Source organism: Acidaminococcus sp. (genome assembly GCF_050873445.1).
GTDB lineage: Bacteria > Bacillota > Negativicutes > Acidaminococcales > Acidaminococcaceae > Acidaminococcus.
This window is the reverse complement of record NZ_JBNMIU010000010.1, coordinates 43,362-52,508: the sequence shown is the minus strand read 5'-3', so window position 1 is coordinate 52,508 and position 9,147 is coordinate 43,362. Positions and strand designations below refer to the sequence as shown.

Sequence of the window (9,147 nt, the reverse complement as noted above, 5' to 3'; positions counted from 1 at the left end):
TTGACGGGATTATACCTGATCCTTCCAAGCTCATGAGCAGGAAGGCAGCTCAGATATTTACGTAAATCGATTTCCTCCATGAATCTGTCAAACGTGAAAACCGGATCTGTGATATCCAGGCACTCAGAAAAAAATGCTGGCAAAATTCCCTGTTTGGGAGTACTATAATACACAGTTAGGTTTTTCATTGTCAGTTAAATTCTAACACGAAAAAGGACTTTCGGTTCGCAAGAATCGAAAGTCCTTTCTCGTGTTCATGGGGCCATTATTTCACAGCCCCTTTGTGGGTAGTGATTGATATTTTTTTATCTTCCCAACCGCATCTTGAAATCTTCGTAACCGAAGTGCTTCAGGACCTTTACGGTCCCCCCCTCTTCCAGCACATCGATGTCCGGCAGGGGCATTCCGTTGAAAGTATTGTTCTTGCAGGTGGTGTAGATGGCCATATCACCGAACAGCAGCAAGTCCCCCACTTCCAGATTCCCGTCAAAACTGTAGTCCCCCACCACATCGCCGGACAGGCAGGTGGCACTGCCCAGGCGCCAGGTTTTTGACTTCTCGCCCTCTTCCCCCGCTCCATAAAGAGGCGGCCGGTAGGGCATCTCCAGCACATCGGGCATATGACAGGCGGCGCTGGTGTCCAGTATGGCGATATCCACATCTCCATTCCGGGTCACATCCAGCACCCGGGTAGCCAAATAGCCGGCATTCAGCGCACAGGCTTCCCCCGGTTCCAGATACACGGTAACGCCCCACTTTTCCTGAGCCCATCGGATACATTCTTCCAGCAGAGGGATGTGGTAGCCGGGCCTGGTAATGTGGTGTCCGCCGCCCATGTTCACCCATTTCATCCGGGGCAGCACATCACCGAACTTCCCCTCCACGGCCTCCATGGTAGTCTTCAGGTCATCCGCATCCTGCTCGCACAGGGTGTGGAAGTGGATCCCGTCCAGGAGAGCCACCAAATCCGGCGTCATCTGGGCATCCCACTGAGCCCGTGTGGTGCCCATGCGGCTCCCGGGAGAACAGGGATCATAAATGGCATGGCCTTCCTGGGTGGAACACTCCGGATTGATCCGCAGTCCCAGACTCCTGCCCGCCTTCCTGGCCATGGGGCCGAAGGTGGCCAGCTGCCGAGGAGAGTTGAACACGATGTGGTCTGCCACCTGGCAGACTTCTTCCATCTGATCTGCACGATAGGCCCCGCAGAACACATGGACTTCCTTATGGCCCATTTCTTCCCGGCCCAGTCTGGCTTCATACAGACCGCTGGCTTCTGTACCGGCCACGCAGGGTTCCAGCACCGGATACAGGTCATAGTTGGAAAAGGCCTTCTGGGCCAGCAGGATCTTACAGCCCGTCCGTTCCTGTACCCCCTTCAGGATCTCTCCATTACGGCGCAGGGCAGCCTTATCCAAAATGTAGCAGGGAGTCGCCAGCTGCCCGAAAACCTGCTCCGGCGATCTTCCCTCTAAACCGGCAAAAGCGGGACGATTGTCCCGCACCTTTTGCCATTCCATTATTTCACCAGTTCCGGATGACTGGATTCGCTCTTAGGCAGGCCGTATTTGTCCAGCGCAGCCAGGAACGGATCCGGATCCAGTTCTTCCACGGTGTGCACGCCCGGTTTGTTCCATTTGCCGGTCAGCAGCATCAGAGCCCCGCACATGGCCGGTACGCCAGTGGTGTAGCTGATGGCCTGACTGCCCACTTCCCGGTAGCAGGCCTGATGGTCGCACACATTATAGATATAGTAGGTCTTGTCCTTGCCGTCCTTCTTGCCGGTAAAGATGCAGCCAATGTTGGTCTTGCCCTTGGTGCGGGGCCCCAGGCTGGCCGGATCCGGCAGCAGGGCCTTCAGGAACTTGATGGGGACGATTTCGTGTCCTTCGAAGTCGATGGGAGTAGTAGACAACATGCCCACATCTTCCAGACAACGCATATGGTCCAGATAGCTCTGCCCGAAGGTCATGAAGAAACGGATCCGTTTCACGCCGTTGATGTTCTTGGCCAGGCTTTCGATTTCTTCGTGGTGCAGCAGGTACATGTCCTTTTCGCCCACCTGGTCGAAGTTGTATTCCCGTTTGATGCTCATGGCCGGCACTTCCACCCAGTGGCCGTTCTCCCAGTAGCTGCCGGGGGCGGATACTTCCCGCAGGTTCACTTCCGGGTTGAAGTTGGTGGCGAAAGCGTAGCCATGATCGCCGCCGTTGCAGTCCAGGATATCGATGGTATCGACAGTGTCGAATTCATGCTTCTGGGCATAGGCGCAGTAAGCCTGGGTCACCCCCGGGTCGAAGCCGCAGCCCAGCAGGGCCGTCAAGCCGGCCTTTTCAAATTTTTCCCTGTAAGCCCATTGCCAGCTGTAATCGAAGTAAGCAGAGAATCCTTCTTCCTTGCAGCGCTTTTCATAGATGGCCCGCCATTTAGGATCGTCAGTATCTTCCGGTTCGTAGTTGGCAGTGTCCATGTAATTCACACCGCAGGCCAGGCAGGCGTCCATGATGGTCAGGTCCTGATAGGGCAAGGCAATGTTCATGACCAGATCGGGCTTATAGCTTTTGATCAGATCGATGACCTGGTCCACATGATCAGCGTCCACCTGGGCAGTGGTCACTTTTGTTTTCGTTTTGCCGGCCAGTTTGGCAGCCAGAGCGTCACATTTGGATTTGGTGCGGCTGGCGATGCACAGTTCCGTGAACACATCGCTGACCTGGCAGCATTTCTGGATAGCGACGGAAGCCACCCCGCCGCAACCGATAACAAGTACTCTACTCATGGAAATCCCCTCCTTGGGTAAACAGATATATAGTGGTTAGTGGTTAGTGATTAGTGACTAATAATTGATTAGTGGTTAGTGGACAATGGTAGTGGCCCGCTGGGAGACCCTGGACGGTCTCACCGGGCGACACGGCTTCGCCGGTCTTGGTGAGCCCCTACGGTGCAGCACGGATTGTCATCTTTTAATCCGCAGGAAGCCACTAGGAGTCGCAAAACGATCCCGCCCGGTAAATCCCCATCCCGGACCTGCGAACAGCCTATTGACACAGCGCCAGCAGCAGCTCTCTGACCACCTTGCAGGCCACAGCCGTGGATGCGCCGCTAGCATCCAGCATGGGTGCCAGTTCGTTTACATCGGTGCCCACCACGTTGGTGCGGGCCACCAGCCGCAGGGCCTCCAGCAGTTGCATGAAGGTCACGCCGCCGGCTTCCGGAGTCCCAGTACCCGGGAACACAGAAGGATCCAGGCAGTCCAGGTCAATGGTGAAATACACCGGTTTGCCGCTCTTTTCCAGTTTCTTCACCAGTTCTTTCAAAGTATCGAAATTGAAAGGATGCAGATCCGTATGCTTCCTGGCAAACTGCCATTCAGCCCGTTCCCCGCTGCGGATGCAGAACTGGTGGATCTTCCCATCCCCCACAAGTTCCCAGCACCGGCGCAGTACGCAGGCGTGGCTCAGTTTGGCTCCCAGGTAATCATCCCGCAGATCCGTATGGGCATCGAAATGGATGATCTCCAGGTCCGGGTATTTCCTGAATACTGCCCGCACGGCCCCCAGCGTCACCAGGTGCTCTCCCCCCAGCAGGAAGGGCAGCTTGCCGTCCTGCAGAATAGAGTCCGTCCGCTGCTCGATATCCTGCAGGGCCATTTCCGAGCTGCCGAAGCACAGCTCCAGATCGCCGCTGTCGAAAACAGCATAATCCTCCAGGTCCTTGTCCTGGTAGGGGCTGTATGTCTCCAGCCCGAAGCTCTCATGGCGGATGGCGGAGGATCCGAACCGGGCCCCGGGGCGAAAGCTGGTAGTGGAGTCGAAGGGTGCCCCGAACAGGACGATTTTGGCGTCCTCATAGGGTGCTTCGCAGGCCAGGAAAGTCTCCACGTTATTTTTCAGCATTGTCTTCCACCTCTTTCAGCATCTCCTCCAGGAAAGCCGGCAGCCAGAAGGCGCCCACGTGCAGCCGGGTGGTGTAGTACCGGGTGTGCATGTTCAACGCTTCCCAGGCAGGAGCATCCAGGTCGTTGATGGGGTGGTACTTCTTGCTGGCGAAGCCGAAGGTCCAGTAGCCCGCCGCGTAGGTAGGGATATGAGCCTGGTACACCTTGCTGATGGGAAAGGTACTGACAATGCGCTGGTGGCTCCGCTGCATGGCGATGGCATCTTCCTTGTAAAAAGGGCTGCCCTGCTGGTTCACCATGATGCCGTCTTCCCGCAGTGCGTTGTAACAGCTGCCGTAGAATTCCCGGGTAAAGAACCCTTCGGAAGGTCCGAAAGGATCCACCGAGTCCACGATGATCAGGTCATAGCTGTTTTCCCGATGGCGGATGAATTTCAGGGCATTCTCAAAATAGATATGCACCCGGCGGTCATCCATCCGGCAGGCGTTGCCCGGCAAATAGTTCCGACAAGCCTCCACCACCATGGGATCCATTTCCACCAAATCGATCTTCCGTACCCGGTCATAACGGGTTAATTCCCGTACCACACCGCCGTCCCCGGCACCAATCACCAGGATGTCCTTGATGCCCTTGTGTACCGCCATGGGCACGTGGGTCATCATCTCATCGTAAATGAATTCATCCCGCTCCGTCAGCATCACATTGCCGTCCAGCGTCAGGACCCGTCCGAACTCCGGTGTCTCGAAGATATCGATCCGCTGGAAATCGCTTTGCTTGGAAAACAGATGGCGATCCACCCGCAGGCTGTGTTTCACATCCGGCGTATGGAATTCGCTGAACCACATTTCCATTGGTATTTCCCCCTCTTAGGCTAACACATTCAGATGCTCCAGCTCCGGATCTTCCGAACCGGTCATGCTGCACCCTTTCTCTTTGGCGTACCGGATATGTTCCAGTACGGTCTTCGTAATCTTTTCGCCCGGCGCCAGGAGCGGGATCCCGGGCGGATAACACATGACGAACTCGCTGCACACCCGTCCCTCGCACTGTTCCAGAGGCAGGCTCACCTTATCCGCATAGAAGGCTTCCTGGGGGCTGGTGACCACCACCGGTTCCACGTATTCCTGGGTCAGCATGCCGGTAGGATCCTTCTGGTAGCGGCGGCGGATTTCCGCCAGAGCGCTGACCAGCCGTTCCAGGTCCTGGATCCGGTCGCCCATGGACAGATAGGCCAAGATATTGCCAATATCTCCGAACTCAATCTGGATATCGTAATCATCCCGCAGGATGTCGTACACTTCAATGCCGGCCAGGCCGATGTCCAGGGTATGGATGCTCAGCTTGGTGTTGTCGAAATCGAACACGGAATCCCCGTTCATCAGTTCCCTTCCAAAGGCGTAGTACCCGCCGATGTTGTTGATTTCCTGCCGGGCGTATTCCGCCATATCCACCACTTTGTGAAAGATTTCCCTGCCGTGGAGAGCCAGACGCCGGCGGCTGATATCCAGGCTGCTCATGAGCAGATAACTGCCGGAAGTGGTCTGGTTCAGGTTGATGATCTGGCGCACATAACCCGGATGGATCTTGGGCCCGATGAGCAGGAAGCTGCTCTGGGTCAGGCTGCCGCCGCTCTTGTGCATGGAAATGGCCGCCATGTCTGCTCCGGCCGCCATGGCCGAAACAGGCAGGCCGCTGCCGAAATAGAAGTGGGTGCCGTGGGCTTCGTCCGCCAGGCACAGCATGCCGGCTTCGTGGGCCATGCGCACAATGGAGCGCAGGTCGCTGCAGATGCCATAGTAAGTAGGATTATTCACCACCACAGCCACCGCATCCGGATTTTCCCGGATGGCCTTGGCCACCTGTTCCCGCTTCATACCCAGGCTGATCCCCAGCCGGGCGTCCACGTCCGGGTTCACATAAACGGGTACAGCACCACACAGCACCAGAGCGTTGATCATGCTCTTGTGCACGTTCCGGGGCAGGATGATCTTATCACCCCGCTTGCAGGAAGACAGGATCATGGACTGGACGGCACTGGTGGTTCCCCCTACCATCAGAAACGCCTGGGAAGCCCCAAAGGCATCGGCTGCCAGTTTTTCCGCCTCCCGGATCACCGAAACCGGATGGCACAGGTTGTCCAGGGGTTTCATGCTGTTCACATCCACCCCGACACACTTCTCACCCAGGAACTCTGTAAGCTCCGGATTTCCTCTGCCCCGTTTGTGCCCGGGCACATCGAAAGGCACCACACGCATTTTACGGAAACGTTCCAATGCTTCGTAGATGGGTGCCCGGTCCTGCTTCAACCGATATTGCTTTTCCAAGCTGTTTCCCTCCCCCAGTTCGTATTCAATGGTACTGTGCTTCATGCAAAAAAAACGCAAGCCGCCCTGAGCAGCTTGCGTTTTGTGGTCTTTTTTTCCGGTTTTCGGTTTGCTTTTAGGGATCCCCGTCACGAACGACTCTTATTGACCGTTTCACAAGTCTGCGCACAGACGCATTGCGGTTATGAAGTAACCAACTTATAAAAGTTTGGGCGCTCCGCCCAATCAATAAGGCTGCAAACCAGTTGTTGCCGCCAAAATCGGCAGTGGACCCGGCTGTCCGTATGGCCTTAACCTGACAGCAGGAAAGACAAATGCAGAAAAGCTGTCAGATGGTCCGAATCGGTTTGGAAAAGACGTTTGTCCTTTCCGAATCGTAAAAATTGTAACATACCCTACCCGGGTTGTCAATTTTCAGTTTTGTAAAATCAGATGGATTTACGTCCATACAGGCCGCAGTCCTGCAGGAATTCCTCTCCAGTGAAAAATGGTTTCTCTTCTTACCCTGTCACACGATTTTCGTGGACCATCCTTCGATGTTCCATACCTGATCGATCCATTCTTCGTAGAATTCCGGTTCGTGGGACACCAGCAGCAGCGTCCCCTTGTATTCCCGCAGAGCCCTCTGCAGCTCAGCCTTGGCCTCCACATCCAGATGGTTTGTGGGTTCGTCCAGTACCAGCAGATTTGCCGGCCGCTGCATGATCTTGCACAACCGTACCTTGGCTGCTTCCCCGCCGGAAAGAGCCGTCATCTTGGTAGTGATATGGTCATTGGTAAGACCGCAGGCTGCCAGGGCACCCCGCACCTCGGAATTGCTCATACCGGGATATTCCTGCCACAGTTCCTCCAATGCCGTATTCTGGTTGCCTTTTACACTTTCCTGTTCAAAATAGCCCACAGAAACGAATTCGCCCCGTTCCACACTGCCGGCCACTGGTGGAATAAAGCCCAGCAGGGTTTTCAGCAGAGTGGATTTCCCCAGACCGTTGGTTCCCCGCAGGGCAATCTTCTGGCCCCGTTCGATTTTCAGGTCCACCTGCTTCGTCAGCGGCACATCGTACCCCAGGACCAGATTGGTTCCGGTCAGTACGAAGCGGGAAGGACTCCGGTCTTCCAAGAAGCGGAAATGGGGTTTAGGCTTTTCCGCCCGCTTGGTCAAAAGATCCATTTTCTCCAGTTTTTTCATCCGGCTGTTGGCCATGCCCCGGGTAGCCACTCGTGCCTTGTTCCGGGCAATGAAATCCATTTCCTTCTTGATCTCCGCCTGCTGCCGTTCATAGGCAGCTTCTTCCTGACGCCGCTTCAGGGCCGCCATCTCTTCGAACTTCTCATAGTTGCCCGTATACCGGTTCAGTTTGAAGTTGTCCACGTGCCAGATCACATTGGTCACCGCATTGAGGAACGGCACATCGTGGGAAATCACGATGAAGGCATTCTCGTAATTCTGCAGATACCGGGTCAGCCACTCGATGTGTTCCACATCCAGGTAGTTGGTCGGTTCGTCCAGGAGCAGGATGTCCGGGTTCTCCAGCAGCAGCTTGGTCAGCAGCACCTTGGTCCGCTGGCCGCCCGACAGTTCGTCCACCCTGTGCTCCAGGCCAATGTCCCGCAGCCCCAGGCCTCCTGCCACTTCTTCGATTTTGGAGTCCAGGTTGTAATAGTTTGCCGCTTCCAGCCGTTCCTGAATTTCGCCCACCTCAGCCATGAGCTTGTCCAGCTCTTCCGGGGAGGCATTTTCCATCTTATCGTAGTCCGCCAGCATCTCCTGTTCCTGCTCCACCAAATCCTGGAAGGCTGTGCGCAGGATCTCCCGGATGGTCTTTCCCGGTTCCAGGGCCGAATGCTGGTCCAGATACCCCACTTTGGTCCGCCGCGACCAGGTCACCTTACCTTCGTCAGGGCTCAGCTTACCGGTGATGATGGACATGAAGGTGGATTTCCCTTCCCCGTTGGCCCCCACCAGAGCCACATGTTCACCTTTTTCCAGGCGGAAGGATACATCGTCGAAAATCTCCCGTCCCCCGTAGCTGTGGGACAGGTGGGCTACATCCAATACGCTCATGCATTTCTCCTTTTTTCCAGAATCGGGGCACCCGCCCCTGATCACAATTGGTTCAGTATAGCATGGAAAGCCCCAGCGGCGCAACAATCGAAGGGTGTTGGCAACAGCTCCTTTTTTGCTATAATGGAGCTACGAAAGGACTGATGTACATGAAATGGCTTGTTGCTTCTGATATCCATGGGTCCGCCCTGTTTACCCGTCAGCTGCTGGAACGGTTCCAGGCAGAGGAGGCCGACCGTCTGCTTTTGCTGGGGGATTTGCTGTACCACGGCCCCCGCAACGACCTGCCTGAAGGCTACGCTCCCAAGGAGGTAATCCGACTGCTGAACAGCGTCAAAGACCGGATTTTCTGCGTCCGGGGCAACTGCGAAGCCGAAGTGGACCAGATGGTGCTGGAATTCCCCGTTCTGGCAGAATATGCCCTGCTGGAATGGAACGGGCATCTGATTTTCGCCACCCACGGCCACCACTACAACATCCAGCATCCGCCCTTGCTTCAGCCCGGAGATATCCTGCTCCACGGGCACACCCACATCCCCGCCCGGGAAACCTGGGGAAAGGATAACCGGTACTGGAACCCTGGGTCTATTTCCCTGCCCAAGCAGGGCAGTGCCCGGGGATATATGATGCTGGAAAAGACGGAAGCCGTGTGGAAAGGCCTGGATGGAAAAGAATATGAAAGGGAGAGGGTTTGACCCGCGCCCTTTCGTATTCAGCAGCTGACAGCCGGTTCTTTTGCGATCACGTCCCCGCAGTGAGGTACCACGTTGATGGTGTAATCCTTCTTCCCTTCTGCTTCCAGCTGGGCCCGGGCTTTTCCCAGGCTGTAGTCTGGGAAAAAGCATAAGAAAGCCCACCGT

7 protein-coding genes and 1 pseudogene are annotated in these 9,147 nt (G+C 55.8%); 1 reads left to right on the top strand and 7 read right to left on the bottom strand.

Annotated elements, in window-relative coordinates; genetic code table 11:
• The 7 genes and pseudogenes from ACR0QW_RS03210 to ACR0QW_RS03180 form a co-directional block, all read right to left on the bottom strand.
• Window positions 1–188: pseudogene (locus ACR0QW_RS03210) on the bottom strand (IS1182 family transposase); the annotation flags it as partial.
• A 117-nt stretch (window positions 189–305) separates the two neighbouring features.
• Window positions 306–1,520, bottom strand: coding sequence for a carboxynorspermidine decarboxylase (locus ACR0QW_RS03205; RefSeq protein ID WP_432642283.1), 1,215 nt, complete (start codon window positions 1,518–1,520; stop codon window positions 306–308).
• Complete coding sequence (locus ACR0QW_RS03200) at window positions 1,520–2,779, bottom strand: saccharopine dehydrogenase C-terminal domain-containing protein (protein WP_432642282.1); 1,260 nt, start codon at window positions 2,777–2,779, stop codon at window positions 1,520–1,522. The genes ACR0QW_RS03205 and ACR0QW_RS03200 overlap by 1 nt, the downstream gene beginning before the upstream one ends.
• A gap of 259 nt (window positions 2,780–3,038) precedes the next feature.
• Window positions 3,039–3,896, bottom strand: a complete 858-nt coding sequence (speB, locus tag ACR0QW_RS03195) for an agmatinase (RefSeq protein ID WP_432642281.1) — start codon at window positions 3,894–3,896, stop codon at window positions 3,039–3,041.
• Window positions 3,883–4,749, bottom strand: a complete 867-nt coding sequence (gene speE / locus ACR0QW_RS03190; RefSeq protein WP_432642280.1) for a polyamine aminopropyltransferase — start codon at window positions 4,747–4,749, stop codon at window positions 3,883–3,885. The genes speB and speE overlap by 14 nt, the downstream gene beginning before the upstream one ends.
• 15 nt (window positions 4,750–4,764) lie before the next feature.
• A complete protein-coding gene (locus tag ACR0QW_RS03185) occupies window positions 4,765–6,267 on the bottom strand; it encodes an aminotransferase class I/II-fold pyridoxal phosphate-dependent enzyme (RefSeq protein ID WP_432642284.1) in 1,503 nt (500 codons plus the stop codon).
• A gap of 463 nt (window positions 6,268–6,730) precedes the next feature.
• Window positions 6,731–8,287, bottom strand: coding sequence for an ABC-F family ATP-binding cassette domain-containing protein (locus ACR0QW_RS03180; protein WP_432642279.1), 1,557 nt, complete (start codon window positions 8,285–8,287; stop codon window positions 6,731–6,733).
• A gap of 149 nt (window positions 8,288–8,436) precedes the next feature.
• On the opposite strand from ACR0QW_RS03180, the gene yfcE reads away from it, so the two are divergent.
• A complete protein-coding gene (gene yfcE, locus ACR0QW_RS03175; RefSeq protein WP_432642278.1) occupies window positions 8,437–8,982 on the top strand; it encodes a phosphodiesterase in 546 nt (181 codons plus the stop codon).
• Window positions 8,983–9,147: the final 165 nt, after the last annotated feature.